Origin of the sequence: Corynebacterium sp. CCUG 71335, from assembly GCF_024454075.1 — a bacterium.
GTDB lineage: Bacteria > Actinomycetota > Actinomycetes > Mycobacteriales > Mycobacteriaceae > Corynebacterium > Corynebacterium genitalium.
This window is the reverse complement of record NZ_JAGPYY010000011.1, coordinates 1-19,691: the sequence shown is the minus strand read 5'-3', so window position 1 is coordinate 19,691 and position 19,691 is coordinate 1. Positions and strand designations below refer to the sequence as shown.

Here is a 19,691-nt window from a genome sequence, read left to right as displayed (position 1 = left end):
CGTGCGACGGCCACATGCAATCTATATCTGGGCCTCGGCCGCACGCTGTGCCAGGACTCACCCAGCCCTCAGGACGATCCGGGAAATCTAGAATGTGCCGCAATTCGTTCCGGCTGGCAGACCGTTGAAGCGGTCCATGAGCCAGGTCATCGACGGGGGAGCTTGGCTGAAAATTCCTACGGCGTGGTTGGCGCCGAGTTTCACGCCTGGGGTTAGTTCGGGGAGGCCGTCGTCAAGCAAGGTGACCTGCGCGCCGAGGCTGCAGTGGTCGCGTGCCATCTGCACCACCTGGCCGCTGGGTACAAGGTCGTCGTTGCCGGGCGTGGACACCATGATCGGGGCTGTCGGCTTGCGGCGGCCGAGCTTCTGCTCTTCGAGCTCGCGGCGGATCTCCGGTTCCGAGGTGACAATGTCGCCCAAGCTGCGCCCTGAGGTGGTCATCGTGCGCGAATCCTGCAGGCCCCAGCGCACCGCGCCGTCAGGCATGCACGAGTCGCGGGTGGTGGCGATGAACTCGCGGCCGCGCGCATTGACATGCTTATCGACGACCGCCCCAAACTCCGGATACCTCTCCGTCCACCCATGCAACGCGTAGCCGATGACGGCGCCGATAGAGGAGTTGTCGACTCCGCGGATGGACTCGATCAGGTCCGCCGGCGGCGCGCCAGAGTAGGCGCCTTTGACGTTGAGATCCGGCGCGTAGGTGCTGGCCATCTCCGCCGCGGCCGCCGAGGCACCGCCGCCTTGGGAGTAACCCCAGAACCCGACCGGAGCCCCGGGCGTGGTCGTGGCGCGGGCGGCATCGAGCATGGCGTGGCCCTCTTCGTCGTGGAGGACGTAGGTGTGCGCGCCGGGTGTGCCCAGGCCGATGTAGTCGGTGACCACCACGCGCATGCCCAGCAGGGATGCGGCGTGGTAGTGGGCGATCTCGTAGTTCGTCGCCACAGCCGGCAGGTTGGGGTCGACTTGGCCGAGCATCCATGGCCCACGGCTCGGCGCGCAGGTGTCGCCGGCGCCGCGGGTGCCGGGGCCGAACACGACTGTCGGGGTGGGGCCGCCGCCCTGCCACGGATTAGCCGGTTCGATGACCACGCCGCTGACCGGCACGATCCGGCCGTCGACAGTCGTGGAGGTGTAGAGGATCCGCTCGGCGTAACCGGGGAACTCCGGGCCGAGGATGTTCAGCAGGTGCGGTGCCGGCTGGGTGCGCAGGATCTTGCCGGGCCGGTCGAGCTGGTCGGCGGGCACCGGGTCGTCGTAGAACGGGTCATACGCGTTGGTCGGGTTGCCGGCCGGAGTGGTCGCCGCGTGCTGCAGGCCGCGATGCGCTTGGTCGACCGCGTCATGAGCACCCGCCGTCGGCACACCCGTTGCCGCAAGCGCCACCGCCGCAGCAGTAGTTGCAACCGCCGCCTTGAAACTTAGCCGAGGGAAAATATGCGCCATACTCCAGGATCCTAGCTAGGCCCCTCACGCGCCCGCTGGAAAATCGAGAAAAAGTGCGGGTTAACGGGCGTGGCAGCAGCTGCGTCTCGTACGATCATGACCCATGGGAATCACGTACCGCGGCAAGAAGAAGCTGAACAAGAACACCTGGGTGAACACGTCGGGCTCGGGTGCCTCGCTGTCCAAGAAGTTCGGACCTGTCACCGTGAACTCGCGCGGCGGCGTCTGGGTCAACCTGCCCGGCGGGCTGACCTACCGCGGCCGCTGGAAGAAATAACGCGGCTAACCGCCGTAGCTGCCTTCGCTGCGCAGGCGGGCAAGCAGGTTGCCGTAGGCGGGTGCGCCGGTGCGGTCGCTGAACTCGTCAAGGTGGAGTTCCACCCAGAGCATCATGTCGGAGCGGTCGATGTCGCGGGCGCGCTCCCAGACGTTCTCGAAGACCAGCGCTGCTTCGTCGTGGTGGCCGGCGCTGCCGAGGGCGAAGGCGTTGCGGCCGCGAATGAGTGTGGACACTATGGGGTTTCCCACCTCCGTGAGCACGGGGATTGCCCAGGTCGTCAGCGCGATGGACTCTGCATGGCGGCCGGTGCTGCTGAGCAGTTCGACTAGGTCGGAGATCCAATCGTAGGTTTTCACCAGGAGTTGCGGGGCGTCCTCGTCGTGGCGTAAGACCTGCTCCGTGAGGGATTGGAAGCGCTGACTGGTGGCAGGCCATTCCTGGGCGAAGAAGTCGTCGCCGGTGCGTGTGATAAAGCGTGCCATTGCTGCCGCAGCTTCGAGCCGGGCCCACGGTTCCGCTGTGTCTGCGGTGGTGTCGAGGAGGTGTTCGGCGGTGCCGGCGAGGTTTTCGGCGGGGGAGGCGAGTTGAGCGTCGATAAGCAGGTTGAGCGCGGTGCCGATGAGCACGACGTGCTGTGTGATGTCGCCTGTGCGTTCGGCGAGGAAAGCGGCGCTGAGGATTTCCTGCGCACCGCGTAGCTCACTGCCAAGGCGTCCGAGCCGAATGCCCTTGAGTGGGCGCAGCATGACTTCGGCAGCCTCCGGGTCGTCGATAACGTCCGGGTGAACGCGCTGTTCAGTCAGTGTCTTGTCGATCATCGCGATGGCATCCATCTGGCGCCCTGTTTGAATCGTGCCGGAAGTCAGGTCGCGCAGCAGCGGGTAGGAAATCTTCTCTGCGGCGGCGAGTGAAACAGCGAAATCGAGGAGCTCATGGGCACGGCCGGAGTCCTCCTCGTCGAGCTCGATGAGTCGTGCGAGCAGGCCACAGGTTTTCTCGATAGCCGTGTCTGGATCGAACGAGGCCACGAACGGCAGCGCGTGCTTGCCGACGTCCCCGAGGTACTCCTCCGGGAACAGCCCCTCCAAGAGGAAATTGATCTCGATGGTGCTGCGCAACTGCGGGTCGACGGTGGGGTCCTGCGCGAGAGCCATCATGTCCCGGAACATCTGGGTGATGTCGTCCATGGATTGCGGCTCGCGGCTGCGGATCTCCGACATTCGCGGGTCGGCGTCGGCGCGGGTGGGGTATTGGGATCCGTCGTAGCTTCCGTCGATGCGGGCTTTGGCGTAGGTGATCAGCTCTGGGTCGTAATCGGCGTCGACGGGGTGGAAGCAGATGTCGCGCGGGGAGTCGTCTTCAAGCTTTGAGATAGCAGTGTCTTCAAAGTGATCCGCGTCAAGGGCGGGTACGCGGTGGCGCTCGTTGTAGTAACGGGCCCAGAAGTCGTTGCCGTTGCGCGCGTCGCCTTCTGCGGCGTCGCGCAGGGCCACCCGGCCGAAGTCATCGGTGAGTGCGGCCACTGTCGGGTTCGGGCCAACACCTACGTACCGCTGCCACCGCGGTGAGGTGTAGCGCACCATGGCGCGTTCGCCGTGGCCGTTCTCCGCGGCGGCGCGGAAGAAGATGAACAGCGCTCCAGCGACGCCTGCGGTGTCGTCGATGAACGGCTCCGTGGCGCTGACGAGCGCGAACGCTTCGTCAGCGAGGCCGCCTTGAAGCAGGAATGTCGCGATTTGGATGACCGCCTCGTTCAGGTCCGGGTCTGCGACGGCGAGCTGGAGAGCGATCTGCGCGCGCCGGACAGACTTCTCGTAGTCGATGTGGGCGGCCAGCGGGCTCAGCGATTCGGCGATCATCGCTGCCGGCTGGTTTGTGCTGACGTGTCCGGAGTCCACCATGATGTCGACGATCTCGTCGCATTTGTCCAGCATGCCTTGCTCGAGGTAGGCCATGGCTGCAATGTCGTGGCGTCGCAGCCACTCGACGGCCCCCAGCTTATCGACGTCCCCTGCACCCGGAATGTACCCGTCCAACAAGGGAATAACCCGGTCGCTTTCGTTGCGGTTTTGGTGGTGGGCGATTCTCAGGTTGAGGATGTCATCCGGGTCGTCGAAGACTTCTTCAGCGAAAGCGAGTGCTTCCTCCGACTTCTCCACGGTTCCGTCCTCACGGCCGGGGATGCGCGCGATGATGAAGTCCAGAAAGATCCGGAACAGATTCGGCATGGGGGTGCCGTCTTCGTTGAGAGGTTGCGCAGGGTCCGTGGTTGCGGAGGAGGCGTAGTGGTGCGCGCGGAAGCGGTCCGGTTCGCGTTGGTGCATTGCATACAGGTCTTTGAGCTCGTCTATTGAACCGACCGGATCGTGCGCTGCCCGTGCGTACATCGCGTCGAGGCGGGTGCGGTAGGCCAGCTCCTCGCCCTCGGGTGTGCCATCTTGGGCCATCAGGGCGATGAGGGGATCAATCTCGGCGAGGTACTCGTCATGGGGCATGCCGGCCGCAGATTTCTCGCTGAGGTCTAGGGCTTTGTAGTTGAGCTCGTAGAGGTCCATGCGGACAATGCTAAACGTTTCCTGAGAACGCGGCAGGCGGCTCAGGCGGCTACGGCAGGCGGAAACGGCCGTTGGCATCCTGCACGGCCAACCCGTCCTCAAGCAGCGAGAACAGCGCGCGGGAGCGCTGCGGCGCGTCTGGCCAGACCAGGTCGATCACGCCTTGCTCGACGGGCGTATTGGCCTCGCGCAGGACCTTCATGATTTTCCCGCGTACCTGCCGGTCCGTGCCGACGAACTTCTGCACTTTCTTGCCCGCCAGTTCCTCCTCGGTGGGGGCGGGGGAGCCGGCGGCGACCCAAGCGCAGTCGCTGATAAGCGGGCAGGACTTGCACGCGGGGTTCGTCGCAGTGCAGACAAGCGCGCCGAGCTCCATCAGGCCCGCGGAGAACACATCCGCGTCCGTGCCCGGGAGCAGCTCCGCGACCCATTCCAGCTCGGCCTTCTGCGGTTTCGCCACCGGCCGTCCCAGCTCGGCGCGAGCGTAAACTCGGCGCACATTCGTGTCCACCACGGGCACTGCCTGCCCGAACGCGAAGCACGCGACCGCCCGCGCGGTGTAGTCGCCGATCCCCGGTAGCGCCAGCAGCTTATCGACGGCGCTGGGCACCTGCCCGTTGTGAACGTCGACAAGCGCCGCGGCGCATTCCTGGAGCCGCAACGCGCGACGCGGATACCCGAGCGTGCCCCACGCGCGCAGCACCTCGGAGGTGGGCGCGGCGGCGAGATCCGCGGGCGCGGGCCAGCGCCGCATCCACTCACGCCACTGCGGGGCGACGCGGGCGACAGGGGTCTGCTGGCTCATGACCTCGCTGAGCAGCACGCCCCACGGCGACGTGCTCGGCTCGCGCCACGGCAGATCGCGGGCGTTCGCGCGGAACCACTCGGTCACTTTCGCGGGATCAATCACAGTGCCATAATAGTGGCCATGGCATTCCGAAAAATACCGCGAGAGACCTGGCAGCACCTGCTCGAAGGAAATGAGCGTTTCGCCACTGAAACTTCTGAGCGTCCAAACAACAACAGCGCCCGCCTCCAAGAACTGCGCGCCGGCCAAGAACCGTACGCAGCAGTGCTGGCGTGTTCCGATTCGCGGGTGCCTGTCGAGATGCTTTTCGACGCCGGCCTCGGCGAACTCTTCGTCGTCCGCACCGCCGGAGGGTGCGTGGACGCCGCCGTGACCGGATCCCTGGAATTCGCGGTGAAGAATCTCGGGGTGTCCCTGATCGTCGTGCTCAGCCACGAAAGCTGCGGAGCGATCGGTGCTGCCGCCACCTCCTTCGAGGAAGGGGAGATGCCCACCGACCTCACCCGCGTGTTCGTGGAAAAGATCGCACCGAGTGTCATCGAAGCCAAGAAGCTTGAGCACGCCGACCGCGCTGTCATCGAAGAGACCCATGCGACGGTCACCGCCGAGCACTTGCGGCACCGCATCCCGGACGTGGAGGATCGCATTGCTGACGGCTCGTTGGGCATTGTCGCCGCGCGATACCGGCTTGAGGATGGCCGCGTCACACCCGTCGGAGAGCACTTCGGCCGATAAGATCTACAGGCGTGAGCCACCAACCGCCCCGACGAGACAGTTACACCCCGCGCCAGCCGCGGCGCCCGGAGCGCGGTGACGCGCGTGACTCTGCACGAGGCACGGACACTCGCCCCGTGCGGTCCCCGCAGCGCCTCCCGCAGGAGGTCTACGTCCGCCGCAGGGTCGCTGCGCTGGTCATCCTCCTCGCTGTGGCTGCCCTGGTGGTGTGGGGTTTAACGGCGTTCGCACGCTCCGGTTCCGACGAGCCGGAACAGCCCACCACAACCGCGCCGGAAACAATGGTGACCACCCCGACCGAACCGGACCCGGGCGCATCCGCCACGGAGACGGAGGCAGAGACCGAGTCCAAGGACGAAGATTCCACTGAGCCGTCCGAGAGCGAATCCGACAAGCCCGACGAGGCTGCCCTGGCCTCCAAGAAGACCTGCGAGCTCGAGGACCTGCAGCTGACCGTGAAGGTGAACAAGACCGCCTTTGACAGCTCGGATCCGGAGGATCAGCCGGACATCACCGTCGAGGTGAAAAACCCCACCGGCGCCGACTGCGATATCGACGCCACCGAGGACAAGCTGCGCTTCGAGGTCTACGCCATCGGCCGCGAAGGCTTCCAACCCGTCTGGGGCGACACCGACTGCTACGACCCGGTGATCAACGGTGAGCAAACCTTCCCCGCCGGCGAGTCCCGCCACTTCAGCGCAACCTGGTCGCGCCTGGGGTCCTCGCCGGGCCAGTGCTCGGCACGTGAGCCGGTCGCGCCGGGCGCCTACGTCGCTTCGGTCTCGCTCGGAGACAACGCTTCCGAGGGCGTCACCTTCAACATCAACTAGGAGCTAGACGAGCTAGCTCCTAAAATCAGCTGAGGCGACGCAGACCCTCCGCAATGTGGCGCGCCCACAGCGGCGAGACATGCTCCGCCACCGCGAGCTGCTCCGGTTCGGCTGCGCGGATGGCGTCCAGGTCGCCGAACTCTTCCACGATGTGGTCAATGAGGAACTTCTGCACCCGCGGGATACGCGACAGCACGCGGTAGCCGCGCGGGGTGACCGACTCGACCAAATTCTCTTCCGTTGCGGGCAGGCCGAGCAGACGCGCCAGCGCCGCCGAGGTGAGGAGGTCGGAGTCGGGGAGGTTCTCGAGGTCGCGCAAGGCGCCGTCGATAAGCTCGGCGTGCGGAACGCCGTCGGTGACGATGTAGTCGCACGCGAGCATCTCAATGTCATCGTCGATGGTGCCGCGCAGTTCGCTGAGCTGGAGGCGCAGCTGGCGGGCGTCGGTGCCCAGCTCAATGATCTGGTCGTCGACATCGCGGGCGGCGCGCTGCAGCAGCAGCTGGCGTTGCAGCAGATGCAGCACGTCTTCGACAGCGGCGTAGCGGTTCATCTCGGCCACCGCGAGGCGCTGGTTCGCCTTATCGACGCGCGAACGGTACTGCTCCACTGTCGCAATCGCCTGCCGCGCACGCGTCATCATCACACCGGGCTCCTCGATGACGTGGCGTTTCCCGGCGGCGTAAACGGTGACAATATTCATCGACGCCGACACCGACACCACCGGCGTGCCCGTGTGCAGCGCAGTGCGTTCAGCGGCGCGGTGGCGCGTGCCGGTCTCGGATGTCGGGAACGTCGGCGACGGCACAAGCTGCACGTTCGCCCGCGTGATGCGGGTGCCGTCCTCGGACAGAAGGACCGCGCCGTCCATCTTGGACAGCTCGCGCAGCAGCGTCGGAGAGAACGGCACGTCGAATTCGATGCCGCCGTCGCAGATGGGGGTGACGTCGGGGCCGTCGCCAAGCACGATGAGCGCGCCCGTGTGGCCGCGCTTGATGCGCTCAAGCCCGTCGCGCAGCTCAGTGCCCGGGGCGAGACGCAGGAGAGTTTCGCGCATGCTGGTCATAATCACTCGAGCATACGCTTACCGACGACACCAATCGCCTCCTTCAGCGACCCCACCCCCGCCACACGCATCCCGTGCTGGTTCGCTGCACCCTTGGAGCCACCGGGGACGATCGCGTTCTCGTAGCCGAGACGAGACGCCTCCGCCAGGCGGCGGTCCAGGGAGGGCACGCGGCGCAGCTCGCCAGCCAAGCCCACCTCGCCGATGACGACGGTGCGCGGCGGCAGCGGCGTGTTGTGCAAACTCGACCAGGTGGCCAGCGCGACAGCGAGGTCAGTGGCCGTCTCCGTGATGCGCACGCCGCCGACCGTGGCGACGTAGGCGTCCTTGTCATTGGTGCGCTCCCCGCAGCGCGCTTGGAGGACCGCGAGCACCATGGGGACGCGGTTGTAGTCCAAGCCGGTGACCACGCGGCGCGGCGACTTGTTCACCGGGTCGACGGTGAGCGCCTGGACCTCAGCGAGGATCGGACGCACGCCGTCGATCGCCACCGTGACCGCAGAACCGTCGGGGGTCTGGCCGCGGTGGGAGAGGAACAATCCAGACGGGTCAGGAACCTCGCGGATACCGTCGGCGGTCTGCTCGAAACAGCCGACTTCATCGGTCGCGCCGAAGCGGTTCTTCAGCCCGCGCAGCATGCGCAGGCTCGTCTGGCGGTCACCCTCGAAGTTGAGCACCACGTCGACCAAGTGCTCCAGCACGCGCGGGCCAGCGACGTTGCCGTCCTTAGTGACGTGGCCGACCAGCAGGATCGGCAGGTTCGTCGACTTCGCCAGGCTCGTCAGAGCTGCCGTCACCGCACGCGACTGAGCGACACCGCCAGCGACGCCTTCCACACCGGGCGCCTGCATCGTCTGGACCGAGTCCACGATCAGCAGATCGGGTTTGACCTGGTCGACATGGCCGAACAGGACATCCAGGTTCGATTCCGCCGCCAGGAACAGGCGGTCTTGCAGAGCTCCGGTGCGTTCAGCGCGGCCGCGGACCTGGGAAGCGGACTCTTCTGCGGTCACGTACAGCGCGGTGCGCGGTTCACCGTCGGCGCCGTCGGCACCGGCGGAAGCCCATTTCGACGCCACCTCCAGCAACAGCGTCGACTTTCCCACGCCCGGCTCGCCGGAGAGCAGCACCACCGATCCGGGGACGATGCCGCGGCCGAGGACGCGGTCGAGCTCGCCAATGCTCGTCGATAAGCGATGCGCCGCGGTGGCGTTGACTTTGGTGATGGGTTGCGCCGCTGACGACGGCGTCAACACTTGCGGGCGCGCTGAACCTGCGCCGGCGGCCGCGGAAACAGGGGCGGCGGATTCGGCGAGGGTGCCCCACGCTCCGCACTCCGGGCAGCGGCCGAGCCACTTCGGGGAGGAATAGCCGCACTCAGAGCAAGTGTAAACGGTGCGCTTCTTGGCCAAAGGCTAGTTACTGTGCTTCTTTGGCACTACCGTGGCCGGACTCCTCCAGCTCCGGCTGGCGGACGGAGTCGCCGGACTCGAGTGTCGGCGCAGCCACGGTAGCGGTGATATCGATGGTGCCGGAGTCGAACGTGAACGTCACCGGGATGTTGCCGCCGTAAGCGAAGTCCTTGTTGTCCAGGGCGGTCTCGACGTACTCGACGCAGGCCGTGGTGTCGGTCGACTGCGGCATCTGCTCCAGGCCGTCGGCGGAATCACCGACGATGTTGCAGTTGTAGCCCATCGGCTCCGTCGAATCCATCTGCACAGACTGTCCGTCGACCTCGATGGACTGCAGCTTGTGCTCGTGCATCTGGTAGTCCTGGTTCGATGCCGTGAACTTCAGGGCCGCTTCGCCGTTCTCGTCGAGGAGGACCGTGACGTCCTGGACGGTGACGGAGCCGTCCTCAGTCTGGGCGCTGGCACCGTTGACGGCCGCAACCTGAGAAGAGGTCTGGGTGATCTGGCCTGCCGAGCACGCTGCGAGCAGCAGCGCGGAAACAGCTGCAACAGAAACTGCGCCGCCGCGGCGGGCGACAGACTTCAGGGACTTCACGTCGATGTCCTCCATTACGAACAATCACGAATTACGGGGAATTCTGGGCGTATCACCGGTTTACCTTAGTCTTTCCTGGCCCCTAATTCACAGTTTTGCGCTGCCCCGGAGATCTTCCCCACGCCAGAACAGGGGTCAACCGGGGGTAACCGGGTGTGGTGTGCGCGCGGTGCACGCCGGCTTTCCGGGGTGGCAGCGCGCCGTCGTCAAGCACACTGCGCAATCGCGGACCGGGTAGCGATGTTAGAATCGTGGAGTTATTGGTCAGTGTGCCCGAGCTGTCTGCAAGGAGATGCCAGTGGATTTCAAGGTCGGAGAAGTGGTGGTCTACCCGCACCACGGTGCTGCGCGGATCGCGGACATCGAGCAGCGGGAGATGGGCGGGGAGACCCTCGACTTCCTCGTGCTGAACATCCTGCAGTCCGACTTGTCCGTGCGTGTCCCGGTGAAGAACGCGGAGCTGGTCGGCGTGCGCGACGTGGTCAACGAGGATGGCCTGCGCAAAGTCTTCTCCGTGCTGCGCGAGACCGACGTTGAGGAAGCTGGCAACTGGTCCCGCCGCTACAAGGCGAACCAGGAGCGTCTGGCATCGGGCGACATCAACAAGGTCGCCGAGGTTGTGCGCGACCTGTGGCGCCGCGACCAGGGCCGTGGCCTGTCCGCCGGTGAGAAGCGCATGCTGGGTAAGGCCCGCCAGATCCTCGTCGGCGAGCTCGCGCTTGCGGAGCCGATCGATGAGGCGAAGGCCGACGACATGGAAAAGGAAATCCAGTCGATCATCGCCCGCCACGTCGAGCAGGGGCTTGTGGCTAAGCCGAGCGACGACATCGACCCGGACGATGATGTCGACCTCGACGACCTGAGCTTCGACGACCCGGATGAGGACGACTAAACGCCGCGTCGTCGCCCTTGTCGCCGCAGCCGGCCGCGGCACGCGCCTCGGCGCCGACATCCCGAAAGCGTACGTTCCACTGCGGGGGCGCACGCTGCTGGAACGCTCCGTTGCAGCGATGGAGACGTCCGAAATCGTCGACCACATTGGCGTCATCGTCAGCCCCGACATGGAACCGCTGGCGCGCCGTTTGCTGCACGGGCACGATGTCCAGTTCATCCACGGCGCCGGCGAGCGCGCAGGCTCCGTGTGGGAGGGCATCAAAGCAGTTTCGCTTATCGACGAGCTTGCCACCTCCGCCGTCCTCATCCACGATGCCGCTCGCGCCCTGACCCCGCCGGGCATGATCGCCCGCGTGGCCATGGAGGTCCTTGCTGGCGCGCCAGCAGTGATTCCCGTCCTCCCCGTCGCTGACACCATCAAACGTGTCGATGTCGCCGGCACCGTCGTGGACACCCCCGACCGCTCCACTCTGCGCGCTGTGCAGACGCCGCAAGGGTTCGACCTGGAGACGCTGCGCGCCGCGAACGAGGCTTACTTCGGTAAGGGCGCTGCTGGTGCTACGGGCTTTGTGCCGACGGATGACGCGAGTCTCATGGAATGGTTCGGCGTCCCCGTCGCCACCGTGCAGGGCGACCCGATGGCGTTCAAGATCACCACGCCGATCGACCTGGTCCTAGCCAAGCGCATCACGGACGAGGCAGAGCCGACCGTCTTCACCGTCCCCGGCAGCTAACCGCCAGCTGTAGCTAGGATCGGAGCGCATGAGTACTTCGCGCTTGCGTGTCGGCACAGCTTTCGACGCCCACCAGATCCAGTCCGGTAAACCCTGCTGGATCGCGGGACTTAACTTCGAGGGGGTTGACGGCTGCGAAGGCCATTCCGATGGTGACGTCGTCTCGCACGCGATCGTGGACGCGGTGCTGTCGGCGACCGGTCTCGGGGACTTGGGTAGCTTCGTCGGCGTCGGACGCCCCGAGTACGCCGGCGTGACGGGTGTGCAGCTGCTCACCGAGCTGCGTGGGCTTGTGGAGTCGACCGGTTACACCGTCGTCAACGTGTCCACCCAGCTGATCGCGCAGACCCCGAAGATGGGGCCCGTGCGCGAAGAGGCGGAGCGTACCCTGTCCGAGGCGCTCGGTGCCCCCGTCTCCGTCAGTGCGACCACGACTGACCACATGGGATTCACCGGCTCGGGCGAAGGCCGGGCGGCCATTGCGACGGCGTTGGTGGAGCAGCCTTGAGGGGGCGGCGGCATCGATAAGCGGGCCTGAGAGCGCGCATCTGGCAGACTAGGTACGTGACTCAGCAGATTTTCGACACCGCCACCCGCACGCTCCGCGCCTTCGAGCCGCTCCGAGAGGGACACGTGTCCATCTACCTGTGCGGCGCAACCCCGCAGTCGTCACCGCACATCGGGCACTTGCGTTCCGGCGTCGCGTTCGACGTCGTGCGCCGCTGGTTCGCTGCGAACGGCAACGATGTGGCATTCGTGCGCAATGTCACTGACATCGACGACAAGATCCTCACTAAAGCGGCGGAACACGACCGCCCCTGGTGGGAGTGGGTGTCCACGTATGAGCGCGAATTCAGCCGCGCCTATGAGACGCTGGGCGTGCTCCCGCCGAGTGTTGAACCGCGCGCGACGGGCCACGTCACGCAGATGGTTGATTACATGCAGCGTCTTATGGACAACGGCTACGCGTACGCGGCGGACGGTTCCGTCTACTTCGACGTTGCGGCGTGGGGCGCAGCAGGCGGCGACTACGGGTCGCTGTCCGGCAACCGCGTCGAGGACATGGAGCAAGGCGAGACCGACAACCGCGGCAAGCGTGGCGCGCACGACTTCGCGCTGTGGAAAGCGGCGAAACCCGGTGAGCCCAGCTGGCCGACGCCGTGGGGCGACGGCCGCCCGGGCTGGCACCTGGAGTGCTCCGCGATGTCGACGTGGTACCTGGGCGAGTCCTTCGACATTCACGGCGGCGGCCTTGACCTGCAGTTCCCGCACCATGAGAATGAGCAGGCTCAGTCGCACGCCGCCGGCGACGGCTTCGCCCGCTACTGGATGCATAACCACTGGGTCACCATGGCCGGCGAGAAAATGTCGAAGTCGCTGGGCAACGTACTGTCCATCGACCGCATGCTCGAGGCGGTGCGCCCGGTCGAGCTGCGCTACTACCTCGGTTCCGCGCATTACCGCAGCGTGCTCGAGTATTCGCCGGAAGCGCTGCAAGAAGCGGCAGTTGCTTATCGACGCATCGAGGACCTCATCACGCGCGCCAGCGCCCTCGCCCCCGTTGAACCGGGCCAGTGGACTGACGCCTTTGCACACGCGATGAACGAGGACTTCAGCGTCCCGCGCGCCCTGGCCGAGATTCACAACACGGTCCGCGCCGCGAACAAGGCGCTCGCCGCCGGCGACACCGACGAAGCGACGCGTCTCGCCGGGGCAGTCCGCGCTATGGCAGGCGTGCTGGGTGTTGATCCGGTCGAGTGGGCAGGCCGTGCCGGCGCCGGCTCTGATTCCGCTGACACCGCCCGAGTAACTGAGGCGTTGGACGTGCTTGTCCGCGCCGAGCTGGACCGCCGCGCTGAGGCGCGTGCCGCAAAGGACTGGGCAACTGCCGACGCTGTGCGCGACCGCCTCACCGAAGCCGGCATTGAGGTCACAGACACTGCCGACGGCGCACAATGGTCCCTGAAGGAGAACAACAATGGCTAAACCGTACGACCGGCCCGACAAGCAGAAGAAGAACAAGAAGGGCGCGACTAAGGGGTCCGGTGGTCAGCGCCGCCGCGGCCTGGCCGGCAAGGGCCCGACCCCGAAGGCGGAGGACCGCGTCTATCACGCCGCGCACAAGCGCAAGCTGGAGCGGCAGCGCCGCGACTCCGGACGGCACGAGCGCGAGGAGGCCGACCTGGTTGTCGGCCGCAACCCCGTGGTGGAGTGCCTGCATGCGAAGGTGCCGTCGGAAGCTTTGCTCATCGCACAGGGCACCGGCCACGACGACCGGCTGAGCGAGGCCGTCCAGATGGCCAACACCCGCGGCATCCCTGTCCACGAGGTGCCTCGCCGCGACCTGGACAACATGACCGGCAACACCTTGCACCAGGGGATCGGTCTGAAGATCCAGCCGTACAAGTACGCCGACGTTTTCGACCTGATCGGGGGTGTGCGCGACCGTGGCGAGACCGGCATGTTCGTCGTCTTGGACAACATCACCGACCCCCGCAACCTGGGTGCCGTCATTCGTTCGGCGGCGGCGTTCGGTGGTCACGGTGTCATCATTCCGGAGCGTCGTTCTGCCCAGGTGACGGGCGTTGCGTGGCGAACCTCCGCCGGCACCGCCGCCCGTCTCCCCGTCGCCCGCGCCACCAACCTCACCCGCACCATCAAGGAGTTCAAGGACAACGGCTACATGGTCGTCGGGCTCGATGCCGGCGGCGAGCACACCCTGGACACGTTCGACGGTGCCACCGACCCGGTGGTCATCGTCGTTGGTTCTGAAGGCAAGGGAATCTCGCGGCTGGTTCGCGAGAACTGCGACGTCATCATGTCGATCCCCACCGCCGACTGGGTCGAGTCTCTGAACGCATCCGTTGCCGCGGGCGTGGTGCTCAGCGAGTTCGCCCGCCAACGCCGCATGCAGTAGGTCGGGCTGGCGCTACAGCCCGAAGAAGTTCGCAACGATCTCCGCGCCGACCACCTTGTCAGTGCCGGGGCCGAGCTTGTCGCTCATCTGCTTCGGGTTGGGGACGAGGTGGCCCATGCCTTCGATGGTCCACAGCTCGACGGGTGCCGCACCGCTGGCAGCATCGACTGCGGGGGAGCCGGGTGCGCCGGGGCCGAAACGGTCCACGCGCACGCCGCTGACGGGCTGCGCGGAGACGGGCTCGGCATCCTCGCCCAGCCCGTTGAGCGTGGCGAAGAAACGTGCCGACTCGAGTGCCGCACGAGCCTGACCGCGGTTCGCGTCACCGATCCCGGACATGCCGCCGTCGTAGGGGACGAGCGGGTCGGCGGTGCCTTGGAGGGACAGGACGGGGGTGGGGGACCAGGCGTCGTAAAACGGGCGCAGCTCGGGCAGAACGTTGTCCGCGGTCGGCCACGGCGAGCCGAAGCACGCGATGCCGCTGAGCACTCCTGGGCGCTCGAGCGCGAAACGCTGCACCATCTGGCCGCCGTTGGAAAAGCCGCAGCCAATCACCCGGTCGGTTTCGTAGTGGGAGATCAGGGTGGTGAGGAAGGCGGTGTCGTCGACAAGCTCGCGGCGCGCGCGTTCCTGGAATCCGACGCGATGGTCGTTGAAGTGCCGCCCCACGCCGTCGGGATACAGCACCACGCAGCCGCGGTCGGCGAACTCGTCGAACGTGTTGCCCGTGAAGTTGCGCGCGACGCTGCCGGATTGCAGCGAACCGTGCAAAAACAGAACCACGGGCGCGCCGGGGCGCGGCGAGTCCGGCAGCACCTCCGTGTAGCGGCGCTCGGTTCCGTTGCTGGTAAGGGTACGGCGGTTCACAATCACCCTGTTCACCATAGACAGTACGGTAGTCGCATGATGCAGAAGAAGGGCACGCTCGCATCCATCGCTGCTGAGTTGGGGGTCTCGCGGACGACGGTGTCGAACGCGTACAACCGGCCCGACCAGTTGTCAGATGTGCTGCGGGAGCGCATTTTCGCTGCGGCGGCTGCGCGCGGGTACACCGGTCCGGACCCGATGGCGCGGTCGTTGCGCACGCGGCGGGTCGGGGCGATCGGGGTGATTCTCACCGAGCACATGTCGTTCGCGTTCGAGGATCTGGCGTCGATCGACTTTCTCGCGGGGCTCGGTGAGAGTTCGATGGGCACGCACAACGCGCTCACGCTCATCCCGCTCGGTCCGGATGGCGGCGAGTCACCGTTGGTCGCCAGTGCGCTTGTCGACGGCTTCGTCGTCTACTCCGTTCCGTCTGCCGAAACCCACCTGGATGCCGTGCGTGCCCGCGGCGTGCCGGTGGTGGTGTGCGACCAGCCGTACGACACCGGCGACGCGTTCGTCGGCATCGACGACCGGGCCGCGATCCGCGCGACCGCCGAAGCGCTTGTGGAGGCCGGGCACCAGCGGATCGGCATTGCCGCGAAACGCCTGTTCTCGGACGAGTCACGCGAAGGCGCCGTCACCGCGGCGGACGTCGCGGAGGCGGACATGCACGTGCAGCGTGAGCGCATCCTCGGTGCGCTCGATGTGTTCGCAGGCGCAGAGATTTCCGGGGTGCCGATCGTGACCAGGCATTTCAATGACCATGCGACTGCAGTCGATGCCGCTCGCGAGCTTTTCGACGCATCCCCCGACCTCACCGCGATCCTCTGCACCACCGACTCCATGGCGCTGGGCGTGATGGACTATTGCACTAGCCAAGGATGGGACGTGCCCGGGGATGTCTCTGTCACGGGGTTTGACGGAGTCGCGCCGGCGCTCACGCGCGGCCTCACCACCGTCATTCAGCCGAACAAGCGCAAAGGGGCGACGGTGGGCAAAGTGCTGGCCAAGCTTATCGACGCCAACCTCGACGACACCGCCGCTCCATCCGGGGCGGCCAGTGCGAGTACGGACGCGGACGTCCCCCGCGTCATCCTGCCGACCCGGTTCAACCCAGGGCGGACCGTCGCTCCGCCGCGAGAGTGACCAGGTAGTCCGCCATCTCGGTGACGCCGCCGAGCCGGAACTGCGCCGCGGTATTTACTGCGGCGCTATCGACAGTTGCAGCATCGGCAGCGGTACCTCTGGCTGCACTGCGGACGATCTTGATCCCCACATCGCCGGCCGCGGGGTCGAGAACGGTCAGGGCGGTTTCGTCAGTCACGTCGTCACCGGCGAACAGGGTCGCGGTGTGTTTTTGTTTCTCGGCGCCGAGCCAGGTGCCCTTTGTCGTGTCGACGACGGAGAACTCGACGACATTGTGCCCGGGCGAGCCGGCGTTGCCGTGGAGGGTGTCGGGGGAGAGGGCGAGGGCTGCGTCGATAAGCGATTGGGCGCGCGCGGGATCGGATTCCGCGAGCTTCGCGACGTGTAGAACGCGCTGGTACGGCTTATTTTCCACGAACGCTGGGGCGCTGCCGGCGACGATCTCGTTCAGCCGCGCGCTCACGCGATCGAGATACGCGCGTTGCGCCCCATCGAGCTGCGGCCCGCCCTCCGTCGGCTCCGCACCGTGTGAGCCGACGAGAATCCCCGGCGCGTCAAGCGGACACACGATCCGCAGCCCGTCAAGGTGACGCCCGGATAGCACTGCGACCGTCGTGTCGCGCATGAGCGACAAATCCTCCAGCGCGGCGATCGCGTCCGGGTTGGGCGTGACGGCGTAGGCATCGGTGTGCAGCTCGCAGATCGTGCCGTCGAAATCAACGCAGACCAGCAGCTTCTCGGTGCGCGCAAGAGAGTCGAGTGCGGGGCGTGGGTCGAACGCGTCCGTCATTGTGCGACCAGCCTTATCGTCGGGGGATTGAGGTCGATCCCGTCACCGCGGCGGGCGGTCAGCGTGATTTCATCCTCACCGTACCGCCGCAGGTCGAACTCCGCGTCGGGGACGAGGATCTCAGAAAGCTGGGTGTGCAGGCGGCGGGATCCGCCGGCGCAGTCGCTGTCGAGCTTGCCGGTGGTGACGCCGCGCAGCTGCACGTCGCTATCGCTTATCGACGCCCCCGCCTGCAGCGGCGCGCACCCCGTCCGAGCCGTGAGCGACTCGCGGCCGAACACGATGACCGCGCGGCCGGCGGCGTCGAGCGGCACGTCGCCCGGGAAGTCGGGGTCGGTGTAGACGGCGACGATCTCCCAGGTCGTGCCCGCCAGCGGGTGGGTCGGTGCGGAACAGCCGGCGAGCGCGGCGGCGGCAGCGACGGCGATGGCAGCAGCTCCGCGCTTCATGCGCGGGCCAACTCGTCGAGGAAAGACTCCGCCCATGCAGCGACATCGTGAGTAGTCACGTGCTCATTCATCGCACGCATCGCGTCGCGCGCTTCGGTCGAACCTTGCTTATCGACGGCCTCCACAATCGCCCCCTTCACCGACTCAATATCGAACGGATTGCACAGGTGAGCCTGGTCCAGCTCGACGGCCGCTCCGGCGAACTCCGAGAGCACGAGCGCCCCGGAACCGTCCGGGTGGCAGGCGACGTACTCTTTCGCGACGAGGTTCATCCCGTCCTTGAACGGTGTCACCAGCATGATGTCGGCGGCGGAGTAGTAGCTGCGCAGCTGAGACTTCGGAACCGAGTGGTGCTCGTAGTGGACGACCGGGCGGCCGAGCTTGCCGTAGCGGCCGTTAATGCGGCCGACTGCTTCCTCAACACCTGCGCGGGTGGTCTTGTAGCTGGCGATGCGCTCGCGCGAGGGGGTAGCCACCTGAATCATCGCGACGGAATCGAGCCGGCCCTCCTGCAACAACTCTTCGATCGCGGTGAGACGCTGGAGGATGCCTTTGGTGTAATCGAGCCGGTCGACGCCGAGCATGAGCGTGCGCGGGTTCGCCAGGGAGCCGCGGACCTGCGAGATATCCTTCTCATCCGCCGGGCTGAAACCGCCGTCACCGGTCTCGATCGAGATGGGAAACGTGCCGGTGCGCGGCGTTGTGGCGTGCGGGTCCTGGGCGGCGAGGTCCGTGAAGTTCATCTCGTCGCGCTTGCGTTGGAACCCGATGAGGTCTGCGCCCTCCAGGCCGCGGAGCACGTCGCGGCGCCACGGCAGCTGGCGGAACAAGTCTGGGCTGGGGAAGGGGATGTGCAGGAAGAATCCGATTGTCAGGTCTGGGCGCAGCTTTTTGAGCATCCCGGGGACCAGCTGCAGCTGGTAGTCCTGCACCCACACCGTCGCGCCTTTGCCGGCAGTGCTTGCTGCTGCTTGCGCGAACTTCTTGTTCACGGCTTTGTAGCGCTGCCACCACGAACGGTCGTAGGTCGGCTTCACGATGAGGTCGTGGTACAGCGGCCACAACGTCGAGTTGGAAAAGCCCTCGTAGAACTCCTCGAAATCATCCTGGTCCAACTCGACCGGGTGGAGGGTAATGCCGTCATTCTCAAATGGATCAAAGCTGGCGTCCGGTTCGCCCGGCCATCCGACCCAGCAGCCGCTGTTGCGCTTGAGCACCGGGGCGAGCGCCGCAACGAGCCCGCCTGGCGACGCCACCCACTGGCCGTCCACCCGGTCGACCGGGAGGCGGTTTGCCACCACCACAAACTGGTTGTCGCCGCTCATGAGACTGCCAGTCCCTTAACTGTCGCTGCCGGAAGAGTTTGCGGTTTTCTTCGCCGCCTTCTTAGTGGTCTTCTTCGCAGACTTTTTCGCGGCCTTCTTTGTCGTCTTCTTGGCAGTCTTGGTCGTCTTCTTGGCAGTCTTGGTCGTCTTCTTGGCAGTCTTGGTGGCCTTCTTGGCCGTCTTCGTCGCCTTCTTGGTGGTCTTCTTCGAGGCCTTCTTGGTGGACTTCTTTGCCGCCTTCTTGGCGGCTTTCTTCGCAGACTTCTTCGTTGCCTTCTTGGCTGCGGTGCCGTCACCGTCGTCACTGTCGTCCGCGGATGCAGAACCGGACTGCTCCAGTTCTGCCTCGTAATCCTCAGCGAACTGCTTGTACACCAAGCCCTCGGGTTCGATGCCGAGCATGCACATCAGGGTCACGCCGTCAACAAGATTCTCCGAGTAGGTGGCCACGACCTTGCGAGCCCCAGAAGCAGTTTGCTCCTCAACCGTGTGGACGGCGTCCGGGTTCGGGCGGCTATCGGTGATCTTGGGTGGCACGTGAAAACCTCCTGGTTTCTGGCCGGGCAACTGCGGCGGGTAGAGACCTGTCTATTCTACGCTATCCCGTTAGGCGCTGGGACCTGCGCCGGGGCGTTGGATCCAAGGTGGTGAGTGTCTAATCAGTCGGCCGGACGTCAGGCTGCGCTTTGGGCTCCGTCTTGGGCGCCGTCTTGGGTTCAGACTTAGATTTGAACTGAACTCCGGTATGCGTCTTGGTTTGCCCCTTTGAAGCGTCCTGGTTTTCGTTCCGCTTATTGAACGCCCAACGGGTGGGCGTGTGATTGTTGATAGTAGGCGTCTTC

Annotated in this window: 20 protein-coding genes; 9 read left to right on the top strand and 11 right to left on the bottom strand. The window is 66.0% G+C overall.

Annotated elements, in window-relative coordinates; genetic code table 11:
* Positions 1-87 precede the first annotated feature (87 nt).
* Positions 88-1,446, bottom strand: coding sequence for a lipase family protein (locus KBX19_RS08580; protein WP_255998419.1), 1,359 nt, complete (start codon positions 1,444-1,446; stop codon positions 88-90).
* A gap of 103 nt (positions 1,447-1,549) precedes the next feature.
* Here KBX19_RS08580 and KBX19_RS08575 point away from each other — a divergent pair, with 103 nt between their 5' ends.
* On the top strand, positions 1,550-1,723 hold the full coding sequence (locus tag KBX19_RS08575; protein ID WP_005288553.1) for a DUF4236 domain-containing protein: 174 nt from the start codon (positions 1,550-1,552) through the stop codon (positions 1,721-1,723).
* Between the two features lie 5 nt (positions 1,724-1,728).
* Here the strand turns inward: KBX19_RS08575 and KBX19_RS08570 are convergent, their stop codons facing one another.
* Complete coding sequence (locus KBX19_RS08570; RefSeq protein ID WP_255998417.1) at positions 1,729-4,281, bottom strand: hypothetical protein; 2,553 nt, start codon at positions 4,279-4,281, stop codon at positions 1,729-1,731.
* A 49-nt stretch (positions 4,282-4,330) separates the two neighbouring features.
* Positions 4,331-5,188 (bottom strand): A/G-specific adenine glycosylase, encoded by an 858-nt coding sequence (locus KBX19_RS08565; RefSeq protein ID WP_370687015.1) that lies wholly within the window; start codon positions 5,186-5,188, stop codon positions 4,331-4,333.
* Positions 5,189-5,209: 21 nt separating this feature from the next.
* On the opposite strand from KBX19_RS08565, the gene KBX19_RS08560 reads away from it, so the two are divergent.
* A complete protein-coding gene (locus KBX19_RS08560) occupies positions 5,210-5,824 on the top strand; it encodes a carbonic anhydrase (protein WP_040423496.1) in 615 nt (204 codons plus the stop codon).
* An 11-nt stretch (positions 5,825-5,835) separates the two neighbouring features.
* Positions 5,836-6,654, top strand: a complete 819-nt coding sequence (locus tag KBX19_RS08555; RefSeq protein ID WP_255998415.1) for a hypothetical protein — start codon at positions 5,836-5,838, stop codon at positions 6,652-6,654.
* Between the two features lie 25 nt (positions 6,655-6,679).
* Here KBX19_RS08555 and disA read toward each other — a convergent pair whose 3' ends face one another.
* The 3 genes from disA to KBX19_RS08540 are packed head-to-tail and all read right to left on the bottom strand — an operon-like array spanning position 6,680 to position 9,742.
* Positions 6,680-7,720 (bottom strand): DNA integrity scanning diadenylate cyclase DisA, encoded by a 1,041-nt coding sequence (gene disA / locus KBX19_RS08550; RefSeq protein WP_255998413.1) that lies wholly within the window; start codon positions 7,718-7,720, stop codon positions 6,680-6,682.
* A 2-nt stretch (positions 7,721-7,722) separates the two neighbouring features.
* The gene (gene radA / locus KBX19_RS08545) at positions 7,723-9,132 is read right to left on the bottom strand and encodes a DNA repair protein RadA (RefSeq protein ID WP_255998410.1); all 1,410 of its coding nucleotides are present in this window, start codon (positions 9,130-9,132) and stop codon (positions 7,723-7,725) included.
* A 7-nt stretch (positions 9,133-9,139) separates the two neighbouring features.
* On the bottom strand, positions 9,140-9,742 hold the full coding sequence (locus KBX19_RS08540; RefSeq protein ID WP_005288571.1) for a hypothetical protein: 603 nt from the start codon (positions 9,740-9,742) through the stop codon (positions 9,140-9,142).
* Positions 9,743-10,025: 283 nt separating this feature from the next.
* Between KBX19_RS08540 and KBX19_RS08535 the strand changes: the two genes are divergently transcribed.
* Genes KBX19_RS08535 through rlmB form a run of 5 tightly spaced genes read left to right on the top strand, consistent with a single transcriptional unit; the run spans position 10,026 to position 14,272 of the window.
* Positions 10,026-10,619, top strand: coding sequence for a CarD family transcriptional regulator (locus KBX19_RS08535; protein ID WP_005288573.1), 594 nt, complete (start codon positions 10,026-10,028; stop codon positions 10,617-10,619).
* Entirely contained in the window at positions 10,606-11,355 is a 750-nt protein-coding gene (ispD, locus tag KBX19_RS08530) for a 2-C-methyl-D-erythritol 4-phosphate cytidylyltransferase (RefSeq protein ID WP_255998407.1), read from the top strand. Before KBX19_RS08535 ends, ispD begins: the two co-directional genes overlap by 14 nt.
* A gap of 28 nt (positions 11,356-11,383) precedes the next feature.
* Positions 11,384-11,863 carry a 2-C-methyl-D-erythritol 2,4-cyclodiphosphate synthase gene (gene ispF / locus KBX19_RS08525; protein WP_255998405.1) on the top strand — a complete coding sequence of 160 codons (480 nt, stop codon included), beginning with the start codon at positions 11,384-11,386 and terminating at the stop codon, positions 11,861-11,863.
* 56 nt (positions 11,864-11,919) lie between these two features.
* Positions 11,920-13,341 (top strand): cysteine--tRNA ligase, encoded by a 1,422-nt coding sequence (cysS, locus tag KBX19_RS08520; RefSeq protein WP_255998403.1) that lies wholly within the window; start codon positions 11,920-11,922, stop codon positions 13,339-13,341.
* Positions 13,334-14,272, top strand: a complete 939-nt coding sequence (gene rlmB, locus KBX19_RS08515; protein WP_255995477.1) for a 23S rRNA (guanosine(2251)-2'-O)-methyltransferase RlmB — start codon at positions 13,334-13,336, stop codon at positions 14,270-14,272. Before cysS ends, rlmB begins: the two co-directional genes overlap by 8 nt.
* A 12-nt stretch (positions 14,273-14,284) precedes the next feature.
* Here the strand turns inward: rlmB and KBX19_RS08510 are convergent, their stop codons facing one another.
* The gene (locus KBX19_RS08510; RefSeq protein ID WP_255998402.1) at positions 14,285-15,145 is read right to left on the bottom strand and encodes a dienelactone hydrolase family protein; all 861 of its coding nucleotides are present in this window, start codon (positions 15,143-15,145) and stop codon (positions 14,285-14,287) included.
* A gap of 30 nt (positions 15,146-15,175) precedes the next feature.
* On the opposite strand from KBX19_RS08510, the gene KBX19_RS08505 reads away from it, so the two are divergent.
* Positions 15,176-16,285, top strand: a complete 1,110-nt coding sequence (locus tag KBX19_RS08505) for a LacI family DNA-binding transcriptional regulator (RefSeq protein ID WP_255998400.1) — start codon at positions 15,176-15,178, stop codon at positions 16,283-16,285.
* On the opposite strand, the gene KBX19_RS08500 is transcribed toward KBX19_RS08505, so the two are convergent.
* Genes KBX19_RS08500 through KBX19_RS08485 form a run of 4 tightly spaced genes read right to left on the bottom strand, consistent with a single transcriptional unit; the run spans position 16,248 to position 19,386 of the window.
* On the bottom strand, positions 16,248-17,075 hold the full coding sequence (locus tag KBX19_RS08500) for a trehalose-phosphatase (RefSeq protein WP_255998398.1): 828 nt from the start codon (positions 17,073-17,075) through the stop codon (positions 16,248-16,250). The two genes, KBX19_RS08505 and KBX19_RS08500, sit on opposite strands and share 38 nt — an antisense overlap.
* On the bottom strand, positions 17,072-17,524 hold the full coding sequence (locus KBX19_RS08495; protein ID WP_255995481.1) for a hypothetical protein: 453 nt from the start codon (positions 17,522-17,524) through the stop codon (positions 17,072-17,074). Before KBX19_RS08495 ends, KBX19_RS08500 begins: the two co-directional genes overlap by 4 nt.
* Positions 17,521-18,849, bottom strand: a complete 1,329-nt coding sequence (locus KBX19_RS08490) for a trehalose-6-phosphate synthase (protein WP_255998396.1) — start codon at positions 18,847-18,849, stop codon at positions 17,521-17,523. Before KBX19_RS08490 ends, KBX19_RS08495 begins: the two co-directional genes overlap by 4 nt.
* A gap of 15 nt (positions 18,850-18,864) precedes the next feature.
* Positions 18,865-19,386 (bottom strand): histone, encoded by a 522-nt coding sequence (locus KBX19_RS08485; RefSeq protein WP_255998393.1) that lies wholly within the window; start codon positions 19,384-19,386, stop codon positions 18,865-18,867.
* Between the last annotated feature and the right edge of the window lie 305 nt (positions 19,387-19,691).

Excerpts from the sequence above, each read along its gene's own strand:
- KBX19_RS08580 (WP_255998419.1), bottom strand. The coding sequence starts at position 1,446 with ATGGCGCATATTTTCCCTCGGCTAAGTTTCAAGGCGGCGGTTGCAACT.
- KBX19_RS08575 (WP_005288553.1), top strand. The coding sequence starts at position 1,550 with ATGGGAATCACGTACCGCGGCAAGAAGAAGCTGAACAAGAACACCTGG.
- KBX19_RS08570 (WP_255998417.1), bottom strand. The coding sequence starts at position 4,281 with ATGGACCTCTACGAGCTCAACTACAAAGCCCTAGACCTCAGCGAGAAA.
- KBX19_RS08560 (WP_040423496.1), top strand. The coding sequence starts at position 5,210 with ATGGCATTCCGAAAAATACCGCGAGAGACCTGGCAGCACCTGCTCGAA.
- disA (WP_255998413.1), bottom strand. The coding sequence starts at position 7,720 with ATGACCAGCATGCGCGAAACTCTCCTGCGTCTCGCCCCGGGCACTGAG.
- KBX19_RS08540 (WP_005288571.1), bottom strand. The coding sequence starts at position 9,742 with ATGGAGGACATCGACGTGAAGTCCCTGAAGTCTGTCGCCCGCCGCGGC.
- ispD (WP_255998407.1), top strand. The coding sequence starts at position 10,606 with ATGAGGACGACTAAACGCCGCGTCGTCGCCCTTGTCGCCGCAGCCGGC.
- ispF (WP_255998405.1), top strand. The coding sequence starts at position 11,384 with ATGAGTACTTCGCGCTTGCGTGTCGGCACAGCTTTCGACGCCCACCAG.
- rlmB (WP_255995477.1), top strand. The coding sequence starts at position 13,334 with ATGGCTAAACCGTACGACCGGCCCGACAAGCAGAAGAAGAACAAGAAG.
- KBX19_RS08505 (WP_255998400.1), top strand. The coding sequence starts at position 15,176 with ATGATGCAGAAGAAGGGCACGCTCGCATCCATCGCTGCTGAGTTGGGG.
- KBX19_RS08500 (WP_255998398.1), bottom strand. The coding sequence starts at position 17,075 with ATGACGGACGCGTTCGACCCACGCCCCGCACTCGACTCTCTTGCGCGC.
- KBX19_RS08495 (WP_255995481.1), bottom strand. The coding sequence starts at position 17,524 with ATGAAGCGCGGAGCTGCTGCCATCGCCGTCGCTGCCGCCGCCGCGCTC.
- KBX19_RS08490 (WP_255998396.1), bottom strand. The coding sequence starts at position 18,849 with ATGAGCGGCGACAACCAGTTTGTGGTGGTGGCAAACCGCCTCCCGGTC.